This window comes from Halosubterraneus shenae (genome assembly GCF_050510935.1).
In the GTDB taxonomy this organism is placed as follows: domain Archaea; phylum Halobacteriota; class Halobacteria; order Halobacteriales; family Haloferacaceae; genus JBDGPU01.
Genome location: NZ_JBNLVO010000004.1, coordinates 1 through 18,771, shown reverse-complemented (window position 1 = coordinate 18,771; position 18,771 = coordinate 1). Strand labels below are relative to the sequence as shown.

The following is an 18,771-nucleotide window of genomic DNA, read 5'->3' as shown; positions in this document are numbered from 1 at the left end:
ATCCCGGCCGATCGACCGCAGCCCCGCCGACCGCCGACCGCGTCTCCTGCCGATAGCAGCAAAACCTAACACCCCGAGCGACCACCACCGAGTATGCATCTGGAGGTCATCGGCGTCGGCGGCGCCGGCTGTCGGATCGTCGACCGGCTCGCCGAGCGAACGGGCACCGGGCAGGCGGACGGACGGCGGGCGACGACCGACGACCAGCGGCTGGACGGCTCCTTTATCGTCGACACCTTCGCGTTCGACACCGACCCGGACGCGCTCGCGGAGCTCGCCGCGGTCCCGGAGGCGCACCGACACCGCTACGGCACCGCGTCCGACGGCCTCGACGGCGACCTCCGCGCCGGCCTCGACGTCGGCGAGGCCCACGTCGACGAGCTGAGTCGGGTCATCGACCAGGGCAGCCCCTCGAAGGCGGAAGCGTTCCTCCTCGTCGTCGGCCTGGGCGGCGCGACCGGCGGCGGCACGGCCCCGGCGCTGGCGGCCGACGTCCGCGAGCTGTACGGGACGCCGGTGTACGTCGTCGGCACGCTGCCGACGAACGGGGAGATCGAGCGGTCCGAGGACGCTCGGAGCGGGGGCGCGGATGGACCAGCCGCTCCCCAGGGCCCGGACAGCGGCGAGGACACGCTCGACCGGCCGCTCGCGGGGCGGAACGCGCTCCGGACGATCGACCGGCTGAACGGCGTCGCCGACGCGATCGTCCCGTTCGACAACGAGGCGTACCTGCGCACGGACGAGGGGCTGGCCACGGGCCGCGGACGGGTCAACGACGAGCTAATCTACCGACTGGCGACGTTCTTCTCGCTCGGCGACCGGGCGGAGGGCGGGGAGGTGAGCGCGGAGCAGACGATCGACGCCAGCGACGTCGACCGCACGTTCGGCGACGAGACCGTGCTGGCCGCCCTGGGCTACGCGGAACAACAGGTCGATACGGCGGACGACGACGGTTCGCTGCTCGGGCTCGGGCTGATCGGCGGCGACGACGAGCCCGACGTCGACACGAGCGAGGCGGTCAGCGCGGTCGAGACCGTCGTCCGGAAGGCAGTTCGGGGCAAGCTTACCGCGGAGTGCGACCGCTCGTCGGCGACGGGGGCGCTGCTGGCGGTCGGCGGGCCGCCGGCCTGGCTCAACCGACGAGCGATAGCCGACGGGCGGTCGTGGCTGGAGGGGGAGACCCAGGCTCGGACGGTCCGCGGCGGCGACGTGCCGGACGCCGACGCCGACGCCGTCTTCGCGGTCGCGCTGCTCGCGGGGGTGCGGGACGTGGAGCGGATCGAGGAGCTGCGCGAACAGGTGTAGTCGGGGTTATTTAAAAGGAACTGCGGGCTCTCCGGGTGCGGGCTTTTAGGGCGCCGCCTGCTTCGTCGAGATCAGCTCGATGACGTCGCGGTGGGAGAGCTCGTGGCCCTTCGACACCTGCCGGTCCGTCCGGCAGTCGGTGCCGTGGAGGAGCCCCTCGCCGATGTCCGAGTGGATGTGGAAGGCGAAGTCCTCCGTCGTCGCGCCCTCGGGCAGGAGGAAGCAGTCGCGGAAGACGCCCTTCTCGTCGTCGAAGCCGTTCGCGGAGCCCGGGAAGACGGCGATGGAGCCGAGCACGTCGAAGACGGCCTCCTCGATGGACTGCTGGACGCCGGTGCCGCCGTACTCCTCGACGAACGTCTCGATCTGCCGGAGGCCGGCCTCCTGGTCGCCGGAGACGTCGCCGACGATGTCGAACTCGTCGTCGCCGGCGACGTAGTCGACGACGCCCGCCTCGTCGGCATTTTTAAGGGCCTTTTCGGCGTGCGCGCTGGCCGGGACGAACGAGAGGTGGTCGTAGTCGGGATCGTTCGTGATCTCCTCCCAGTTCTCCTGGGCCGGTTCGGTGTCCATCTTGTTGGCGGCGACGACCATCGGCTTCGTGCGCTTGCGGATCTCGCGGGCGAGCTCCTCGCGGTCGTCGTCGTCCCACGCCTCGGGCTCGAGACCGATCTCCTCGGCGAGGATGACCTGCTTCATGCGGTCCTTCCCGATGCCGAACGCGGACATCTGCTCGGCCAGCTCCTCCTCGATGGCGGCCTCGGCGCCGTGGTACTTCGTCTCGAACTTCTCGATGCCCTTCTCGAGCACGTCGAGATACCACTGGTCGAGCTCCTCTTCGAGGAAGTCGATGTCCTCGCGGGGGTCGTGGCCCTCGGTCGCCTCGCCCTCGATGTCGGTCTTCCCGGAGAAGTCGACGACGTGGACGAGGACGTCCGTCTCGTTGAGGTCGGTGAGGAACTGGTTGCCCAGCCCGCGGCCCTCGTGGGCGCCCGGGACGAGCCCGGCGACGTCGACGAGCTGGACCGGGACGAACCGGGTGCCCTCGCGGCAGACGCCGACGCTCGGCGTGCAGGTCTCGTCGAACTCGGGGGCGGCACACTCCACGCGGACGTACGCCTCGCCGACGCTCGGGTCGATCGTCGTGAACGGGTACGCGCCCTCGGGCACGTCGTTCATCGTGGCGGCGTTGAAAAACGTCGACTTGCCCACGGAGGGCTTGCCGACGAGGCCGATACGATAACTCATTACCTGGTATGCGAGACCGGCGTTCAAAAGGCGTGCGAGAGAGCCGGTGGTGTGGGTCACGGTGGCGTGGACCGGCCGCGCCGAGCGACGGCGCGCTCGCCGGGTCAGTTCGTCACCTGACGCTCGGCGTACGGGATCGGGTCGCGTTCCCCGAGGTTCTCGAACGCCTCCAAGCGGAACGCGCACGCGTCGCAGGTGCCGCAGGCCGGCTCCTCGTCGCGGTAGCACGACCATGTGATCTCGTGGGGAACGTCGAGTTCGAGGCCGCGCTCGACGATGTCCGTCTTCGCGTCGTGGACGAAGGGGACCTCGACGGCGATGTCGGTCTCGGGCTTCGTGCCGACGTCGACCATGGTCTCGAACGCCTCGAAGAATTCGGGGCGGCAGTCGGGGTAACCGGAGTAGTCCTCGGAGTGCGCGCCGACGAAGACGGCGTCGCAGTCGTTGGCCTCGGCGTACGAGACCGCCATCGCGAGCAGGTTCGCGTTGCGGAAGGGGACGTACGAGGAGGGGATCTCGTCGCTGTCGGTGTCGGCGTCCTCGACGGCCAACTCGTCGTCCGTGAGCGACGACGCGCCGATCTGCTGGAGGTGGTCGGTCTCGACGTGGAAGAAGTCGCGGACGGGGAGCTCGTCGCGCTCCGCGAGTGCGCGGGCGCATTCGTACTCCTTCGTCTCCGTGTTCTGGCCGTAGGAGGTGTGCAGGAAGTAGAGCTCGTAGCCGCGTTCGGCGGCCTCGTAGGCGGTCGTCGCGCTGTCCATGCCGCCGGAGACGAGGACGACGGCGCGTTTGGTTGCTGAGTCGGTAGCTTCGTTGTCGGAGGTTGCGTTCGTGGTCATCGTATCAGGTTTCGGGTGCGTCGTTCCACAGGTCGACGTGGAGCCGCGGGGTGTATCGGTAGCCCTGTTCGAGCGCGATGTCGGCGACGACGCGGCGGGTCTCCTCGAGTCGCTCGCGCGTCTGGCCCTCGGGCATCAGGAGGACCTGGTCGTCGGGCAGGCGATCCGTGGCCGTGACCGGCGCGTCGACGGTCGGGTCGTCGGCGAAGTCGGTCTCGTCGAGTCGGTTGCGCACGTCGTCGACGAGGTCGTTGATCTCGGGGACGTCGTCCGGCCCGGTGACGACGAACTTCAGCTGGGTCTCGTAGCGGGCGACGAGCGTCGCCAGCGCGTCGAGGTCGAGACGGTCATCTTCATGCTTCTCGGCCCAGCCTTCGATCTCGGCGTCGTCGACGCCGTCCGCGTCCGGGGATTCGGTATCGGAGTCCTCGGCGTCCTCGGCCAGTTCGACGCCCGCGGGTGGCCGCTCCGGAGACGGCGTCGACGAGGCGAGCTTCGGGCTCACGCTCGCGAGGTCGATGGGGGTGTCCGCCGGCGGGACGATGGTCCCGTTAGTCTCGACGGTGAGATGGTAGCCGCGTTCGTCCAGTTCGTGGAGGAGGTCGACGGCCTCGTCGTGGACGAGGGGTTCCCCGCCCGTGAGGACGACGTGGTCCGGGTCGCGGTCCTCGACAGAGCCGAGGACGTCGTCGAGCGCCATCCACGCGCCGGTGGGCTCCCAGGAGGTGTGATAGGAGTCACAGAACCAGCAGCGGAGGTTACAGCCGGACGTGCGGACGAACGTCGAGGGCTGGCCGGCGAGGGTGCCCTCGCCCTGGAGCGAGGCGAACAGCTCGTTGATCGGTAGTGCTGGACCGTCAGGGTGGTCGGCGTCCTCGTCGGGGGCGACTCCCTGTTCCTCGCGAGCGACGTGGTCGTCGTCGACGTTGCTGGTGACCGGCATCAGGGTGCGGTGCAGAGCTCGCCCGTTTCACGGACCGAGACGCCGATCTCGGAGACGGTCTCCGGGAGTCGGTCCGCGAGCTTCTCCTCCAGCACCGCGGCCATCACCTCGGCCGTCGGCGGCGCGTCGAGGACGACGGTGCCGTCGGCGTCGCCGGCCTCGGCGAACGCGTCGACGAGGGGGTCGCCCGCTTCGAGGAGGAACACGTGGTCCCAGTCGTCGATGACGTCGGTGACGACGCCCTTGTCGACGACCCAGCCCTCGGCCGTGAGCTCGCCGCGGACGGTGACCGTGATCTCGTAGTTGTGCCCGTGTGGGCGGCTGCACTTGCCGTCGTGATGCTGGAGTCGATGTCCGGTCGAGATGCGGATCGGGCGGTCCTCGCCGATGTGGAGGACGCGCTCGCCGGCGCGGTCGACGATGCTGTCCGCCGACGCGCTGGCGGCCGACCCGGCGGCGTCGGGGTCGCGTTCGTCCACCGCCCGGCCGGTAGGCCCTGAGGACTCGTTTCCTATTCCTTCAGTCATACTGCAGGATTATCTTTCGGCTACTTAAAAATGAGGAATGACGCGCGGCGGTCCGACGCGATCCGGAACTCCGGGTGGACTCGGACGAACACGAGGAACGCCACGGGGCCACGCCCGTCAGGCCCGCGGCGTACTTCACGCCGCTGGCGAGGTGGTGTCCACGAACTTTCCGAGCAGGAGCCCGTTGCCCGCGGCCCGGACGAGCGCGGAATCGAAGAAGCGTTCGCGATGAGCCGCCACCGTACTATTTGATAGCATAAATACGATTTATAAATCGTCGTGCCGTTGCAGTCGCTCCCAACGTCCGGGTAGACACCGGTCTTCGATCCGATCGATCCCGTCCTCGCGGTCCTCGGCGCGCGACCTTGCTGCTGGTCCTGGAGCTGCGGCCGGTTTGAGAGGACGTCGGGCGGACGCGGACGGACGCGGACCTACGCGGACCTACGCGGACGGACGCGGATGACGCGGGGTAGAAAAGGGGTCAGTCGGCGGTTCGAGCGAGTGGTTCGGTGGGGTCGATCACTGCAGCTTACTGCCCGGCGTTGCTCGCGCCCTCGGCGGCGTCACTGCCACCGGGAGTGATCGAGCGGATGGCCTCGCCGAGGCCGTCCTTCGCGTCGCCGGCCGAGGAGCCGACCGTGTCGAGGATCTGGCTCACGAAGTCCGGGACCGGGTCCGGCAGTCCGGACGGCGGGCCGGCCTGCGCGACCACGTTGGCTGCGTCCTGTGCGAGCGTTACCATCGTGAGCGGGTCTGCTTCGAACATTGCAAATCGACGTAGCGGGTGGAGTGGTAAAAGGGGGATAAGCGCTGAACCCGATTTCGGGGTGGTTTAATCCCGTTTAACGCGATTGACGGTGGGTTAAAACCGCTTTAGCAGGCGTCACGCGTGGGAACCGGGGATTGGCGACTTTTCTGGATCGAATTCGTCGTGGCGCGGTCGTGATCGCATCCTGGACTGTTCTAGGAGCGACCCTCACTTCCCCAATGATAGGTAGGAACGGGTTCAGGGGATCGTCCGCACGTGATCACCCCAATTAACAGGGGGTGATTCGAGAGTTTAATCGAATGACACAGGAGCGGCCTCTGGATACATACAAAGAAGAAGCAATAGCCGGTCGGGTGCGAAAGCAGCTAACTGTGTTCCCGCTCAAATTCAAAGAGCTTGGGGAGGGAGGGGAGCTCCGAAGCGTATTAAAGACACATAAGACACTTAAAGGGCCAAAAGTTCATCAGGCACCGGAAGATTTCACCGAGCAGTATCTCATCGAGCCGGTTCTACACGCCCTGAGGTATATCAACCCGATATCCGAGCAATATGAGGGGGAAGGCTCTCACTTCGTTCGGCGTCCAACGACCTTCGACAAAGTAGAGAACAAGCAGCCGGATTATAAACTGGAGACGGATGACCCCGAGAGCGTCTGTATCTTGGAAGCAAAAGCTGCGAACGAAGAGCAATTCGATCACTCAAAAAAGAGAGCGACGGAAGATATCCGCAAATACATAGAGGTGAACACGTTCGCCAAGTACATCGAAAGTAGAGAAAAACGCTATCTCATTGCTATCGGAACTGATGGGTTACGTTGGACGCTCTGGGCTAAGCAGGTGAGAACTGGCGAGACGCTCGAAGAAATTACGATGGTGGACCTGTCGGATGTTGTCGAAGTCATTGCTCGGAAAGAGAACGTAATCGAAGGCGGGAGAACCGTTGAGAACACCGACATACGTCGTTGGCTCACCGACGAATTTGTTCCCGCATTTGGAGCTCCTTTCCTAGTTGAACACGTCCAAGATCACTTCTGAGTTAATAGTTACACTAACAAGGTCCCGATTAAGTTGATAAATATATGAATTTATTTGAGGCGTTCAAGACCGATCTTCGAGCATTCGTCGAGGAGCGGAAGAATCAGGACGCGTATGCTGCCTGTGAGGCCGAATCGTGGTATGAGGGGATTGACGATGCCGACGTGATCAGGCAAACTGATGACGAAAAAGAGTTCATTAACGTGAGATCTGTTGAAAATGAAGCACTTGCCGAGGATGTTGAAATGGATTTGAAAGCCGCGATGGGAAAAGTTGAAAGTATTATTGACAAATCAGAATCTGAAGAAATAAATTCTAACTAAGTCTGCTTGCCCAGTCTCATTCGATTCACTCTTCGTATACTTCTCGTTCAGCCAAATACGATTCCATCTGGTCTAACTCCTTCTCGAGATCGGCGACCTTCGCACGCAACTCCTGCCGCTCCAGCTCCGCCTCGACGTAGAGGGAGAGATCCATCCCGACTCGCGGGTTCGTCGAGTTCAGATAGTCGGCTGCGTCGGAGTTCTTCCGCATCTTCAGGAAGACTTGTTCGAAAGTGTCTCGTTTGTGTGCCCGGAGTATGCAGTTGAAGTTGCTCCACTAGTCTTCTTTCGACGCTGTCACATCGCAGTACGTCGGATTTGTCTTTCCCACAAACTCCGGAAGCGGTGGGTGGCTATTATTTTTGAGTCATGAAGAACGAAAGTGAAAGTAAGACCTGAGATGCTATCCCTGTTGCGTTAGTGAGTCCTTCAGGATTTGCTATATCCGTATTTTGACTAACTCAGCTGTTGAAGCAACGACAGTCGAGAACATCATCAGATAATAGACGGTAAGAGAGTAAGCAACTGAACTCACCGCCCCAACCTCCACCGTGTACCCAAGTAGTGTCATCTGTGTGAGAGTAACATTAAGTCCTGGGAACAATTGAAACAATCCAAAGGCTACTATCGTGATTATTCCGATCCCAAGCGTGTGAATGGAGATATGTAGAGCTTTCTTGTAGTAGTGTTTGAGTTGGTCTCTGTGGTCTCCCGTTTCTGAAAGATAATGTTCCGAAGAATTTCCCAACATAACTACTGCGTTGATCGTAAACCCAAATAATATAGCAGTTAGAGTTAGTATTGGCAATTTTTCTGCATTTGGACTATTAGATAATAACACTCCTGTGACGATACTTACACCAAAATAGACGATCATTCTAACCCACGGATAGTGGATTTTATCTAAATAATCACCCAGTTCCGAGATGGTTCGGAGAAGGTTTAGAATCATTGTTGGAGATTTTGGAATGCTTCTTTGACAGCTCTCTTATCAGATCTCGTTGTTTCGATGCTGTGTCTAATTGCCCGCTCTCCCCCTTCACCGAGTCTCACAACACCGTTTTTTGTGTCTTCAATCCTAACGGCTGTCACGATCCCCGACTCCACCAGCTCGTCGAAAACTTCGACGTTGTTTAACCACTCATCTCGCTCGATGTCGAGAGACACTCTATGTGCTCGGGAGATAGAGAATGCAGACAGGAGAGTGTTGGTAATATCTGTTTTCCCGAACCCCTCATTCTCGCGAACATCTTCATCCTTGGGCGTCTTTAACAAGGATGCTGTCAGATCAAAGTCGTCTGCGAAATCTAGTGTCGTCCTTCCAATCGTTTCCGAGTCCTGAATTGAATGAATTGTATCGGAAGAATACTGCGGGACAGGATCCATATCTTTACACGCTGAGACGAAATAAGAACCAAATCTATTTTCAAGGATTATATGCACTTCATCGTCGACCTTTGTCATCCCAAATACACCGTTCACGAAGGCGTCTTCATGTTCTGAGATAATCTCTTGGATAGTCATTCCATCCCCATCCTCTGCCAACTGATGGAGCGCCTTGCTGTGACTTTGTTCTTTGTACACATCAGCTGTCACTAGGCCCGCGTTCTTATCATAGTCAATATTATCGACTAAGAGCTTGACTGTATCATTATTAAGGACCCTTTCGAGATCCATATCTTCAATCCAGTTGATTACTCGGGTCAGGTCTTTGTCTGCGCCCGGCTCGAAACTGCCTAGGGTAGCGTTGTCATCCGAAATATCCACAGTATAGACTAAGAACTTCATTGACAAATTAACTAGCACTACTAATAATAAATGTTCTCACTTACATGGAATGTCAAATAAAGAGCGAACAGACCTAATACCAATATTGGGAACGACCAAACCTCCTAACATGGAGCCATCAGTATCAATCGGATCTAGTAGCTCACTTCAAACAATCTGTTAAGCGATTTCTGGGAATTTGGTTCCTTTTGGAGTCCATATAAGCTAGCCACCCAGCTCCTCGGTGAGCGAATCGAGGCCCCACGCGCCCAGCACGTCGCGTCCGACTGACTGCACCCATCGCTCGCTACGCGAGACCCACTGCGCCGCTGCAACGCTGACACCCCGACGACGAGCGCGCTCCCGGCACACTCCGCCGGATCAGTTTCACTTTCACGCCACCCCCTTGGCTCACCTCTTTTCCGGTGAAACCCGTCCCGTCTCATATGGCGACTTCCGACTCCGCGGCCGACCCGACGAGGCTCGAAGTGTTCCAGGAACTCGCGGCCGAGCTCCAGGCGCATCGCTCGGGCGTCCACGGCGACAAGATGGCGAAGAACCTGCTCCGGTTCGAGGACGGCCGCGACCTCGTCGGCGTCGGCCCCGACGCGACCCGCGCGATCTACTACGAGCTGGCGTCGCGCTCGCTCGTGGCCGTCCAGTTCGACAAGCACGGCGTGTACCGCGGGCAGCAGGAGCTACTGCAGCGGGAGCTGGACGACCCTGGCGCGTGGGTTGCGGCGTATGGGGACGGGCTGGTGTGGGTGCATCCGCGCTTTTAAAGCGTCGCGGCCGCGTCAGGAACGGGTGTTCATCGACTTCGTGCCAGCCGACTCGTCGGCGTGGACCTCGAACCCGCTGGCAACGTTTCTCCAGAAATATTACTGGTGAAGATCGATCGAATAATTAACCAATATTTATTAAAAGTCCGACCTATCTCCTCGCTATGCGACGTCGACGGTACGTGAAAGCTGTCGGTACTGGTATCGCAACCCTGGGACTGTCCTCGACGGCGTCGGCACGCGGCGAAGGGGAACTTCCGAATGGGAGAGTCCGGGAAACCCGAGTCAATCCATTCCCCTCGAAAGAGGACGCCGCTGAGGTCCCAGCCGGAAACTGGGTGACTCATTACGTCGGCTGGGTCGACGTCAATGGTGAATCGAGAAGAACAGACATCGAGAGATGGTTAGATGCCGTCGAGTTTTCCGCCTCGATCGACGGCGAACCGATAGAAGATCCCGACCGATTCTGGAACGACCCCGAAATAAACGACGACGGTAACTGGATCGTCTGGTGGGAATACTCCACGCCCCCGAAGAGCGAAGGGGTCCACACGTTTACCACGAAGTTCGAGTATCCCGACGGGTTCGAAGATGCCGGGAAAACGATTCGTGATCCCGGACGAACGGACGAATTAACCGGATACTACGAGGTTGTGTAACCGCATCGAAGGGGATCCGTCACCGACCAGCCCGTTCGATACGAATTCCTCACGTGTGCTTCGAAGGCGGCCCTTACGAGACTCACGAGGGGTTCAATCAGTAGTTTTCGGACAGCGAGGGAGGCCTCTCCGGTATCGAGTACAATTCGGCTGAAAAGTCAGTCCGGCCTCCCCGAATTGAACGGGGGACATGCCGATCTACAGTCGGCTGCTCTACCAGGCTGAGCTAAGGCCGGTCGCATTACTACGTAATCGCTGGTTCCGACTTAAGAATTCTCTTTTGGACCCGCCATCGTCGCGGACTCTCATGGTTCCGCGCGCCGACCTCGCCATCTCGATCTCGCCGCCAGCCTGCCCGGTTGGTGCGTCCTTTTTAAGATGCCGCGGGCGCTGTCCGGGAGTATGAGCGACGAGCGCCAGGCGACGTTCGGCACGGACGGGAGCCTGGAGACGGACACCCCGCCGGAGGCGACGGGGACGAACGACTTCGGCGAGGAGTCCGGCGCCGACGAGACGGACGGCGGGTACAACCGGTTCGACGTATCGAGCCTGCTCCAGAAGGCCGTGCGGCGCTCCGACGAGGAGATCGCGGCCTGGGCCGCGTGGGAGCTGGCGCGCTCGGGCTACGCGTGGAACCTCTGGGACCGGCTGAACCTCTACGTCGTCGAGGACCTCAGGGCCGGCGACGAGGCCGCGCTCCTCATCGAGCGCTACGAGGAGCTCGCGACGGAGCGATGGGAGCCGGCCGAGTGGAAGGGCCGGATCTGCGCGATCCACGCCGCGCTGACGGCCGCGCGCGCGGAGTCGTCGCGCGAGGCCCCGAACGCCGACGAGTACTTCGGCCGCGTCGCGGAGCTGCGCGCGGAAGCGCGCGAGGCCGGCGAGGAGCCAGCCCACGACTTCCCGGTAGGCGACCTCGAACCGGGCGACGAGTACGACGTCATCTTCGACCAGCACACGGGCGAGGGATCGCGGATGGGTCGCGGCACGCGCTTCTTCAAGACCCGCGGCGCGCGCGTCGGGCCCGAGGGCGAGTCCGAACTCAGCGCCCGGTGGCAGAAGCTCGCGATGCTGCTCGACGAGGACCGCGAGTACACCGAGGAGGAGCTCATGCAGGCCGTCGAGCCGGTCGATCCGGAGGACCCGTGGACCGAACCCGACGAGGTCGGTGGTGACGATTCCGTCGACAGCGACGGCGACGCAGATACAGACGGCGACAGCGACGGCGACCGCGACGACGGACGCGCCGGCGACCGCGACGACGGACGCGCCGGCGACCGCGACGACGGACGCGCCGGTGACGACAACGACGGACGCGCCGGCGACGCTTCGGGGGACGGCGAAGGGGGTAGCGATCCGGACGGCACCCTGGAGGACTTCTCGTAGGTCGACTCTCCTCGCGCTCGCTACTCGCCGACGTTGGTTTCGCGGACGCGAACGCCCTTCTGGGCCAGGTGGCGCATCTGGCGCTGGGCGAACTCCTCCTCGCTGGTGCCACGTGTCGCGAGGACGGCGACCTCCGCGCTGCCGGCGGGGCGCATGGTCCGTCCGGCTCGCTGGGCCCCCTGTCGGCGGGAGCCGCCGAGGCCGGAGGCGACGATGGCGAGTTCCGCGTCAGGCAGGTCGATCCCCTCGTCGCCGACGCGGGAGACGACCAGCGTGTCGATTTCGCCCTGGCGGAACTGCTCGAAGCGCCGGTTGCGTTCGCGGTGACGCGTCTCGCCGCTGATGAACGGCGCGTCGAGTGCGTCGGCGAGCTCCTCGCCCTGGTCGAGGTACTCGACGAAGACGAGGGCCTTCTTGTCCGGATGCTTCGAGAGCAGGTACCGGGCCTCCTCGATCTTGGCCGGGTTCTCGGCGGCGAGGCGGCGACGCTCGCGTCCCGTGGCGCTCACGTAAACGTCGCGGGCGGCGTCGTCGCGCCAGGGGACGTAGCGGATCTCGACCTCGGGCTCCTGGACGAAGCCGGCCGCGAACAGCTTGTCCCAGTCTGCGCCGATGGGCGGGCCGATGAGAGTGTAGATCTCCTCCTCGCTGCCGGTCTCGCGGACCGGCGTCGCGGAGAGGCCGAGCCGGTGCTTGGCCTGGAGGTCGGCCGAGCGCGAGAAGACCGGCGCGGGGATGTGGTGGGCCTCGTCGTAGACGATGAGCCCCCACTCGCGGGAGTCGAAGAGGCTCCGGTGGCGGTCCATCCCCGCGGTCTGATACGTGGCGATGGTGACCGGGGCGATCTCCTTCTGGCCGCCGTGGTACTGGCCGACGTCGTCCTCGTCGAGAGTGGAGTGTGCGAGGAGTTCGGCCGTCCACTGGTCGGCGAGTTCGCGCGACGGGACGAGGATAAGCGTCTCGCCGCCGACGGCCGCGATCGTGCCCACCGCGGCGACGGTCTTCCCGGAGCCCGGTGGCCCGACGTAGACGCCGGACCGGTTCTCGAGGAACGTCTCGACCCACTCCTGCTGATAGTCCCTGAGCTCCGTGGTAGCCTCGACGTCGAGCTCCTCGCCGGATTCGAGGTCGCGGTCGTCCTCGACGGGGTAGCCCGCCTCGTACAGCGCCCGCTTGATCGCGGCGATCTCACTTTCGACGACCCACGCCTCCGTGTCCGAGATGGGCGCGCGGAGCCACTCGTCCTCGAGGTGGTTGTCCGCGACGTTGCCCATCAGGCTCTCGTTGGCGGCTTCGAGCACCACGTAGTCGTCCTCGTGGGTGTACAGGCGGAACCGGTGGGCACGCTTCCACTGGTCGGTCACCCACTCCTCGAGGTGGGCGTACCGGCGCGGGAGCACCGAGCGGATGCTCCCGAGTAGCTCCTCGAGGTCCTCGAACGGCGCGACCCAGACGTCCTCCTGCCGGATCCGGTAGAGGTATCCGCGGGTTCCGGGGTCGGAGCCCGTGGTGTCCACCAGGTGCGCGAACTGTGCGAGCTGGGCGCGCGTGTACTGCGTCGGCTGGTCGACGACGATCTCGCGGCGCGAGGGGAACACGACCACGCGCTCCTGCGTGGCGAGGTCGTTCATTTCGCCCGGGTAGAACACGACGGGATCGGCTTCCACGTCGAGCCGTCCGAGGTCCTCGGTGGCTGCGAGCTCGTCCAGCCCATCGCGTGCGGTCGACTGGTCGGTGTCGAGTCGACGCGCGACCTGCTGGGCCGTAAGGACCGACTGGCCTTCGGCTTCGACGGCCTCGTAGAATCGTTCGAGCGTGATCGGTTCGACTGCGTCGTCCGCGTGGACTGCGTCGTCCGCGTCGTCTGCGTCGCCTGCGTCGCTCGCGTCTTTCGCGTTGTCTGCTTGGTCCCCTGAACCGGCGGCCTCGCCATCGACGATTGCCTCGTCATCGACGGTGTCCACACCGGCTTCGGGAGTTTCGGCTGGCTCGTCTTGGTTGCCAACCGTCGTCCTGTCCGTCGATGGGTTCTCGTCCGAGTCGTCCATTATTGGGAAGAAGAGGCTCGGCGGCAAAGGGCTGCCGGGTTACGGGGCGTCGGGCCCGTCGGATTCCGGGGCGTCGGACCTGTCGGATTCCGGGCGTTGGGGCTGCTGAACCGGGGGAACTACTGGCAGTACCGCGTCGAGAGCTCGGTTTTCGAGCGGAAGCGCCCGCCGCACTCCTCGCAGACGACGTACCCGTTTCCGGGGGCGGTCCGGATGCGGTGGTCGCCGACGACGAACGGCCTGTCGACGTCGCGTGGGCGGATGCGGTCCGGGACCTGCCTGTCCGCGTCCTCGCTGAGGGCCTCCCGGAGGCGGATCGTGTGAGCGTCCGTCTCGTCCCAGCGCGTCGACGAGACCACCGTGTCCCAGTCCGCGACCTCCGTCCACGAAGTGACGACGACGGGCGATTGCGTGTCCGTGTCGCTGACGACGACGATCACGCGGACGCCCTCGACCGTCTGGGCGAACCGCCAGCCGTCGGACGTGTTCCAGCGGAGCTGCCCCTCACGAATGGCGTCGCTGACGCTCCGGAGTGTTACGTACCGCCCGGGCTGGCCCAGTCGGTCTTTGAAGTGGTCTGTGAGGGCATACAGACTGGGGTCCCGAACCGGCGGGTCGGATGGCTTCCGCCGTTTCGCGGGAGAGGTGTCGTCGACTGGTTCGGGAGGCGTGCGGGGGCTCCCACCAGGTCGGTCGATAGTACCCTGCGAACCGAGACCAGGAGTGTTGCCGGCTCCCGGACCGTTCTGTCGGGATGCCACACGTGTCTATACGAACTACCCCATTATGTGTATTGTGCCGCTTCGGCCGGGTTTCCGCCAACAGTCGAGGTGTTTGTGGAGGAAGTTACGGGATGACGATCTGTTGCGGGCGAGAGATCCGCCTCGGTAGCGGGCGAGAGACCTGCCTCGGTAGCGATGGACAGACCACGTTTCCGGTGAAAGATCTCGGGAGCCAGTTACCGGTTCGGCCAGGTGGGTGATCGGCAGGGTGTCGGAGACCGGGTTTCCGGTGAAACGCCGACGCTGTGAGGGTTTGAACCGTGAGGGAGGAGGAGCGGGCTTGCAACAGGGAAAGCTGGTCGCAGATGGGACGGACACCGTGTTTCCGGTGAACGGGTGTCCGTCTGCCCCCGATCAGCGGGCTAGTTGTCCACCAATCCGTAGGCTGGTAGTCCAGACTGAACGTTTTCCTCGCCGAGGCGGAAGCCCATGCCCAGACAGAGGATCTCCTGGAGGTACCTCCGAAGGACTCTCTCGGAGTTCTTACTACGAGGTCTCATCGAGAGTCACGAAGTGTCCGATCACCTAGTGGTCTGATCACCCAGGGGTGGTCTGTTCAGGCAGCGCCGCAACGTCCCTGGCGTCCCGACACCCGCTTGTCTGGTGTGAATAGATGGGCGGTCACACCTCGTTTCCGGTGAAACGGGGTATTGGGGTTGGATGGTTTGGGGGATTGCCATCATCGCTGTCCGCTGGACTTCGAGCGATATCACCACATTTTAAATAATAAACGCTGTAAAAGTTCACTAAGTGGCAACAGTAAATCCACTATACCGGGCAACAATCTGGCTCCAGTCGAAATCCGACTTTATCGATACCGGCTCAGCGACGGGGTTTGGTGGTAGCTTGGCGAGGAACGAGTTGCTCGTCAAAGCGCTCTGCGGCTACTGATGACAGAGATCGGTATTCCGTGCCTTCCAACGTCCGACTACCGCCACAACAGTTATCGAGATCATCCGAACCTCGGTGATATCCCTCTCCGAATCGCTCAGCTCTTCTGGGTCTATGCTTCTTCTGCGTCTCCACCTCCTCCGCACCTTCTGCGACTACGTTCCGTTTCTTCTGGATCCCTGTTTACCATCTCTTGCTTCTGGATTCCCGTTTGCCGTCTCTTGCTTCTGGGCCTTGGTATCAAATACGTGAGATCTCACGGTGAGTACGATAGGAGCAACCTGTTGTCCGTGTCGTTTTCGGCTGTTTCCCTTCCGCTCAGCGCACGCTCCGTTTCTGGTTACACACCACGTTTCCGGTGAAACGAAACCCCCGTTTCCAACCCCCTACACCCACCCAACCCCCACCTCCACCGGAAACACGGTGTGTGTCTCAATCCGATCGAAACGCAATGTATTTCACCGGAAACGTGGTGTCCCGTGTATGGACGCAGCGGACGACCTCTTCACTCGCGAGGACCCCATCTTCGCGAACAAGGAGCTCCTCGAGATCAGTCACCTGCCTGGAGAAGGACGGATCGTCGGTCGCGACGACGAGATCTCCGACCTCGCGACCGCGGTCAACCCCGCCATCTTCGGGCAGAGTCCGAGCAACGTACTCATTTACGGCAAGACAGGCACCGGTAAATCGCTCTGTGCGAAGTACGTCTCCCAGCGACTCGTCAACACCGCCAGCGACGAGGGAGTCAATGCGACCTTCGCGTACGTCGACTGCGCGCAGGACACGACCGAGACCCAGGCCGTCCAGACGATCGCGGCCAGCGTCAACGACGCCGAGGACACCGGGATCAACGTCCCCGACAAGGGCCTGTCGACGTCGACGTACTACAAGCGACTCTGGCGCATTCTCGACGAGCGCTACGACGTCGTCCTCATCATCCTCGACGAGATCGACAAACTCGACGACGACGCCATCCTGATGCAGCTGTCCCGCGCGGGCGAGGCCGGCAAGATCACCGACTGCAAGCTCGGCGTCGTCGGCATCAGTAACAAGATCCAGTACAAGGACCGCATGGACGAGCGCGTCAAGTCGAGCCTCTGTGAGCGCGAGTTCGTCTTCCCTCCGTACGACGCCGAGCAGCTGGGCGACATCATGGAGGCGCGCTCGGACGCGTTCCACGACGGTGTCCTCGAACCGTCGACGATCCCGCGGGCCGCCGCGCTCGCCGCGCGCGAGCACGGGGACGCCCGCAAGGCCATCGACATCCTCCGATACGCCGGCGAGATCGCCCAGGCGAACGGCGAGCGGACAGTCAAGGAGGACTTCGTCACGCAGGCCCGCGAGCGCGCGGAGACGGACCGCTTCCGCGAGCTCATCCGCGGGTCGACGCCACACTCGCGGTACGTCCTGCAGGCTCTCGCGCTCCTGTCGCTATCGAACGGGCGCCAGGACGGCTTCCGAACCAGCCGCGTCTACGACATCTACGAGAACATCTGTCGACAGGAGGGGTCCGACAGCCTCTCGCTCCGTCGCGTGCGCGACCTGCTGAAGGAGCACGCGTTCCTCGACATCATCGAGCAGTCCAAGCACAGCGGCGGGAGCGCCGAGGGAAGCTACACGAAACACCAGCTGCTCGAGGATCCCGAAGTCGTCAAAGAGGTACTGACCGAAAATCGCGATAGCTGACGTCGCCGACGCGAACCCGACGTCGACGACCTGCCCCGCACGGAATCCGCCGGCGTCGACGTGACCGTATCGCCCGCGCTCCTGCGAGGTGACTGGTCCGCCCCGTTAGCCGAGGAGGCCGAGGCTCTCGATCCGGTCGACGATCTCCTCGACCGCTTCCTCCGCATCGTCCGTTTCCTTGCCGCCAGTGATGACGATCTTTCCGCTCCCGAACAGCAGGATGACGACCTCGGGGTCGTCCATCCGGTAAACGAGCCCGGGGAACTGCTCCGGCTCGTACTCGACGTCCTCGAGTCCGAGCCCGATAGCGAGCGCGTTCAGGTTCAGGTTGTGGCCCAGGTCCGCGCTGGAGACGATGTTCTGGACCGTGATGTCCGGGTCCTCCTCGACGGGAATGCTCAGGCCCCGCAGCTTCTCGAAGATGATTCCGAGTGCTTCGTGGACGTCGTCGATGCTCTTGGCACCAGTACAGACGATCTTCCCGGACCGGAAGATAAGTGCTGCAGCCTTCGGTTCCTGCGTGCGGTACACGAGACCGGGGAAGTTGTCGGGGTTGAAATCAGCGCCTGGCAGGTCCTCCGCCAGCGCCTCCAGGTCAAGCTCCTGACCGATCCCCGTTGATGCCACCACGTTCTGGATCTCGATCGATTCTGCGGGGTCTTCTGTCATCGTTCGCTTTTATATGTGTCCCCCTCCCTTATAAACGCCCGTGTTATAAACGAACGTTCGCCGGCTCGATTCGTGCTTATATACTTCCGATCGTCCGACTCGTGCTCGTGGAGTGCGGGTGGCCGCCGGTGACAAAGGCCCCTCAGAGGTCGGAAACGACCAGCGAGCCCCCGCAACGCTGTTCGCCGGGTAAACCCATTCGACGCCGCCTGGAGTCCGGAAAAAACTAAATCGAGCGCATGCGCGTGTACGCGAGGTACTATTCAGTCCCTCGATGCATCCTCCCATATGAACCGCCATCACCGGTTCACTCACTCGTTGTCCTCGTACCGTTGTTCACCCACTGTTGCCAGTGTCGACTACCTGGACTGGCCGTCCCTCCCGTCACTCCGCGTGGGCGGATAGAGCTGTTCGTGATCCTCGCTGCGTCCGCGGTCTTTCCCACACCGGGGGTCTCGATCGCCTTTGTAGTCGCTGTTGCCTGGCGGGCACCACTGCGTCCGAAGCTCGCGTTACATCTGTGTCTCTGGATCGATTACTGCTCGGTCTTTTACGGTTTCTCATGAGTGTAATCACCTATGAAACCGCGTGACGGGGAGCGGATAGAACGACGAGGTTAAGTAATTACCTGCCATTCGTATGAATGCGAAGGTCCCCGCGAGGGGATGATGGTCGTCCGCTTCGGCGGACGGCCGATCCATGACGACGCCCTTAAGTATGACAGGGCGTTCGTCATGAATGCGAAGACCCGAGCTAACTCGGGGACGTGACGCCCTTCGGGGCCTCACGATACGCGTTCCGACGGCCTTATACATGGGCCAGTCGTTGAACGTATTGCGAAGAACGCAACGCGAACTCGGACCGTTCAACTCGGTCCGGCTTCGCTCGGACTCGCCAGCCTTCGAAGGGTTTATAGCCCATCGAGGCCAATTAACGGGTCCGGAGAAGATGAGGATTCCGCCCCTGCGCTCCGGCGTACAGACGGGATCTGATGTGAGCCATGATGGTCCGGTGTCACCCGGTCGTTCTGGGTGCACCGGACACTTGGACCATGCAATGGTGATTCATTGACGTTACGTCAATCGAATCTCCGCCAAACCCCCTCCGTGCCGG

At 62.5% G+C, this 18,771-nt stretch carries 18 protein-coding genes and 1 tRNA gene; 7 read left to right on the top strand and 12 right to left on the bottom strand.

From position 1 onward, the window contains the following. Positions 1 to 93: 93 nt before the first annotated feature. Complete coding sequence (locus ACQE3M_RS09160) at positions 94 to 1,305, top strand: FtsZ/tubulin family protein (RefSeq protein WP_430505298.1); 1,212 nt, start codon at positions 94 to 96, stop codon at positions 1,303 to 1,305. Positions 1,306 to 1,350: 45 nt separating this feature from the next. On the opposite strand, the gene ACQE3M_RS09155 is transcribed toward ACQE3M_RS09160, so the two are convergent. The 5 genes from ACQE3M_RS09155 to ACQE3M_RS09135 all read right to left on the bottom strand — a co-directional run bounded on the left by ACQE3M_RS09155 (position 1,351) and on the right by ACQE3M_RS09135 (position 5,628). Then, positions 1,351 to 2,553: a redox-regulated ATPase YchF gene (locus tag ACQE3M_RS09155; RefSeq protein WP_430505297.1), complete on the bottom strand. Its 1,203-nt coding sequence runs from the start codon at positions 2,551 to 2,553 to the stop codon at positions 1,351 to 1,353. 104 nt (positions 2,554 to 2,657) lie between these two features. Then, positions 2,658 to 3,392, bottom strand: coding sequence for a 7-cyano-7-deazaguanine synthase QueC (gene queC / locus ACQE3M_RS09150; protein ID WP_430505296.1), 735 nt, complete (start codon positions 3,390 to 3,392; stop codon positions 2,658 to 2,660). Between the two features lie 4 nt (positions 3,393 to 3,396). Beyond that, on the bottom strand, positions 3,397 to 4,335 hold the full coding sequence (locus ACQE3M_RS09145) for a 7-carboxy-7-deazaguanine synthase QueE (protein WP_430505295.1): 939 nt from the start codon (positions 4,333 to 4,335) through the stop codon (positions 3,397 to 3,399). Further along, the gene (locus ACQE3M_RS09140) at positions 4,335 to 4,862 is read right to left on the bottom strand and encodes a 6-pyruvoyl trahydropterin synthase family protein (RefSeq protein WP_430505294.1); all 528 of its coding nucleotides are present in this window, start codon (positions 4,860 to 4,862) and stop codon (positions 4,335 to 4,337) included. Before ACQE3M_RS09140 ends, ACQE3M_RS09145 begins: the two co-directional genes overlap by 1 nt. 529 nt (positions 4,863 to 5,391) lie before the next feature. Further along, a complete protein-coding gene (locus tag ACQE3M_RS09135) occupies positions 5,392 to 5,628 on the bottom strand; it encodes a hypothetical protein (protein ID WP_430505293.1) in 237 nt (78 codons plus the stop codon). 302 nt (positions 5,629 to 5,930) lie between these two features. Here ACQE3M_RS09135 and ACQE3M_RS09130 point away from each other — a divergent pair, with 302 nt between their 5' ends. Both ACQE3M_RS09130 and ACQE3M_RS09125 read left to right on the top strand, forming a co-directional pair. Beyond that, positions 5,931 to 6,665: a hypothetical protein gene (locus ACQE3M_RS09130; RefSeq protein WP_430505292.1), complete on the top strand. Its 735-nt coding sequence runs from the start codon at positions 5,931 to 5,933 to the stop codon at positions 6,663 to 6,665. Positions 6,666 to 6,709: 44 nt separating this feature from the next. Beyond that, complete coding sequence (locus ACQE3M_RS09125; RefSeq protein ID WP_430505291.1) at positions 6,710 to 6,988, top strand: hypothetical protein; 279 nt, start codon at positions 6,710 to 6,712, stop codon at positions 6,986 to 6,988. 25 nt (positions 6,989 to 7,013) lie between these two features. Here ACQE3M_RS09125 and ACQE3M_RS09120 read toward each other — a convergent pair whose 3' ends face one another. From ACQE3M_RS09120 to ACQE3M_RS09110, 3 genes are all read right to left on the bottom strand, one after another. Beyond that, entirely contained in the window at positions 7,014 to 7,199 is a 186-nt protein-coding gene (locus tag ACQE3M_RS09120; protein WP_430505290.1) for a hypothetical protein, read from the bottom strand. A gap of 228 nt (positions 7,200 to 7,427) precedes the next feature. Beyond that, entirely contained in the window at positions 7,428 to 7,940 is a 513-nt protein-coding gene (locus ACQE3M_RS09115; protein ID WP_430505289.1) for a hypothetical protein, read from the bottom strand. Continuing rightward, complete coding sequence (locus ACQE3M_RS09110) at positions 7,937 to 8,776, bottom strand: hypothetical protein (protein WP_430505288.1); 840 nt, start codon at positions 8,774 to 8,776, stop codon at positions 7,937 to 7,939. The genes ACQE3M_RS09115 and ACQE3M_RS09110 overlap by 4 nt, the downstream gene beginning before the upstream one ends. Positions 8,777 to 9,201: 425 nt before the next feature. On the opposite strand from ACQE3M_RS09110, the gene ACQE3M_RS09105 reads away from it, so the two are divergent. Both ACQE3M_RS09105 and ACQE3M_RS09100 read left to right on the top strand, forming a co-directional pair. Then, positions 9,202 to 9,537 (top strand): hypothetical protein, encoded by a 336-nt coding sequence (locus ACQE3M_RS09105; protein WP_430505287.1) that lies wholly within the window; start codon positions 9,202 to 9,204, stop codon positions 9,535 to 9,537. A 164-nt stretch (positions 9,538 to 9,701) separates the two neighbouring features. Beyond that, complete coding sequence (locus tag ACQE3M_RS09100; protein WP_430505286.1) at positions 9,702 to 10,196, top strand: hypothetical protein; 495 nt, start codon at positions 9,702 to 9,704, stop codon at positions 10,194 to 10,196. A 162-nt stretch (positions 10,197 to 10,358) separates the two neighbouring features. Here ACQE3M_RS09100 and ACQE3M_RS09095 read toward each other — a convergent pair. Continuing rightward, positions 10,359 to 10,432 (bottom strand) — tRNA-Tyr (locus ACQE3M_RS09095). Between the two features lie 166 nt (positions 10,433 to 10,598). Here ACQE3M_RS09095 and ACQE3M_RS09090 point away from each other — a divergent pair. Then, positions 10,599 to 11,582, top strand: coding sequence for a hypothetical protein (locus ACQE3M_RS09090; RefSeq protein ID WP_430505285.1), 984 nt, complete (start codon positions 10,599 to 10,601; stop codon positions 11,580 to 11,582). A 20-nt stretch (positions 11,583 to 11,602) separates the two neighbouring features. Here ACQE3M_RS09090 and ACQE3M_RS09085 read toward each other — a convergent pair whose 3' ends face one another. After that, positions 11,603 to 13,630, bottom strand: a complete 2,028-nt coding sequence (locus ACQE3M_RS09085; protein WP_430505284.1) for a DEAD/DEAH box helicase — start codon at positions 13,628 to 13,630, stop codon at positions 11,603 to 11,605. A gap of 119 nt (positions 13,631 to 13,749) precedes the next feature. Continuing rightward, entirely contained in the window at positions 13,750 to 14,391 is a 642-nt protein-coding gene (locus ACQE3M_RS09080) for a hypothetical protein (protein WP_430505283.1), read from the bottom strand. 1,395 nt (positions 14,392 to 15,786) lie between these two features. On the opposite strand from ACQE3M_RS09080, the gene ACQE3M_RS09075 reads away from it, so the two are divergent. Beyond that, positions 15,787 to 16,989 carry a Cdc6/Cdc18 family protein gene (locus ACQE3M_RS09075; RefSeq protein WP_430505282.1) on the top strand — a complete coding sequence of 401 codons (1,203 nt, stop codon included), beginning with the start codon at positions 15,787 to 15,789 and terminating at the stop codon, positions 16,987 to 16,989. A gap of 105 nt (positions 16,990 to 17,094) precedes the next feature. On the opposite strand, the gene ACQE3M_RS09070 is transcribed toward ACQE3M_RS09075, so the two are convergent. Then, positions 17,095 to 17,658: a TATA-box-binding protein gene (locus ACQE3M_RS09070; RefSeq protein ID WP_430505281.1), complete on the bottom strand. Its 564-nt coding sequence runs from the start codon at positions 17,656 to 17,658 to the stop codon at positions 17,095 to 17,097. Between the last annotated feature and the right edge of the window lie 1,113 nt (positions 17,659 to 18,771).

Excerpts from the sequence above, each read along its gene's own strand:
- ACQE3M_RS09120 (WP_430505290.1), bottom strand. The coding sequence starts at position 7,199 with ATGCGGAAGAACTCCGACGCAGCCGACTATCTGAACTCGACGAACCCG.
- ACQE3M_RS09140 (WP_430505294.1), bottom strand. The coding sequence starts at position 4,862 with ATGACTGAAGGAATAGGAAACGAGTCCTCAGGGCCTACCGGCCGGGCG.
- ACQE3M_RS09100 (WP_430505286.1), top strand. The coding sequence starts at position 9,702 with ATGCGACGTCGACGGTACGTGAAAGCTGTCGGTACTGGTATCGCAACC.
- ACQE3M_RS09090 (WP_430505285.1), top strand. The coding sequence starts at position 10,599 with ATGAGCGACGAGCGCCAGGCGACGTTCGGCACGGACGGGAGCCTGGAG.
- ACQE3M_RS09070 (WP_430505281.1), bottom strand. The coding sequence starts at position 17,658 with ATGACAGAAGACCCCGCAGAATCGATCGAGATCCAGAACGTGGTGGCA.
- ACQE3M_RS09115 (WP_430505289.1), bottom strand. The coding sequence starts at position 7,940 with ATGATTCTAAACCTTCTCCGAACCATCTCGGAACTGGGTGATTATTTA.
- ACQE3M_RS09135 (WP_430505293.1), bottom strand. The coding sequence starts at position 5,628 with ATGTTCGAAGCAGACCCGCTCACGATGGTAACGCTCGCACAGGACGCA.
- ACQE3M_RS09125 (WP_430505291.1), top strand. The coding sequence starts at position 6,710 with ATGAATTTATTTGAGGCGTTCAAGACCGATCTTCGAGCATTCGTCGAG.
- ACQE3M_RS09160 (WP_430505298.1), top strand. The coding sequence starts at position 94 with ATGCATCTGGAGGTCATCGGCGTCGGCGGCGCCGGCTGTCGGATCGTC.
- ACQE3M_RS09110 (WP_430505288.1), bottom strand. The coding sequence starts at position 8,776 with ATGAAGTTCTTAGTCTATACTGTGGATATTTCGGATGACAACGCTACC.
- ACQE3M_RS09155 (WP_430505297.1), bottom strand. The coding sequence starts at position 2,553 with ATGAGTTATCGTATCGGCCTCGTCGGCAAGCCCTCCGTGGGCAAGTCG.
- ACQE3M_RS09130 (WP_430505292.1), top strand. The coding sequence starts at position 5,931 with ATGACACAGGAGCGGCCTCTGGATACATACAAAGAAGAAGCAATAGCC.
- ACQE3M_RS09105 (WP_430505287.1), top strand. The coding sequence starts at position 9,202 with ATGGCGACTTCCGACTCCGCGGCCGACCCGACGAGGCTCGAAGTGTTC.
- ACQE3M_RS09085 (WP_430505284.1), bottom strand. The coding sequence starts at position 13,630 with ATGGACGACTCGGACGAGAACCCATCGACGGACAGGACGACGGTTGGC.
- ACQE3M_RS09145 (WP_430505295.1), bottom strand. The coding sequence starts at position 4,335 with ATGCCGGTCACCAGCAACGTCGACGACGACCACGTCGCTCGCGAGGAA.
- queC (WP_430505296.1), bottom strand. The coding sequence starts at position 3,392 with ATGACCACGAACGCAACCTCCGACAACGAAGCTACCGACTCAGCAACC.
- ACQE3M_RS09075 (WP_430505282.1), top strand. The coding sequence starts at position 15,787 with ATGGACGCAGCGGACGACCTCTTCACTCGCGAGGACCCCATCTTCGCG.